The sequence below is a fragment of the Desulfonatronum sp. SC1 genome (genome assembly GCF_003046795.1).
Classification (GTDB): domain Bacteria; phylum Desulfobacterota; class Desulfovibrionia; order Desulfovibrionales; family Desulfonatronaceae; genus Desulfonatronum.
In genome coordinates this window covers 1-425 of sequence record NZ_PZKN01000182.1, presented here as the reverse complement: position 1 = coordinate 425, position 425 = coordinate 1, and the positions used below count along the sequence as shown (strand labels likewise).

The 425-nt window shown below is 35.5% G+C and carries 1 protein-coding gene; it reads right to left on the bottom strand.

Annotation, left to right across the window (positions count from 1 at the left end; genetic code table 11):
* On the bottom strand, nucleotides 1-425 hold a 425-nt coding region (locus C6366_RS18855), incomplete at both ends, for an outer membrane beta-barrel protein (protein ID WP_146164956.1).

Here is a 425-nt window from a genome sequence, read left to right as displayed (position 1 = left end):
GAGGGATATCTTAATCGCCTGTTATAGGTAAAACTTATGTTGTTTCGCTGATTAATGGAATACATAATTGACCCCAGAGGCAGTGGATGTAAATCCTGACTTGAAAGTGTATCTGAAATATCTATTGTTAGATGCTCCAACCTCACACCTGCCCTAAACGAAAACTTTCCCTTTTTATAAGCAAAATCACCGTAAAATGAATTTCTGTAATCCAGATACTCAATTTCTATCGCGTTATCCGAATCGATAAAATCATTGAAGATCTGTCGATGAAAAAGTTGATACCCCATGTTCCAGACTATACTCTCGTTTAAGGGTTGAGAGTAATCAATTTTTACATTGATTGACCGCATTTCATTGATGGTTTCTTCACTACGATTAGTTTGTTCAGTTGTCATTTCCGGATGATAAATTGTATTGTTAAC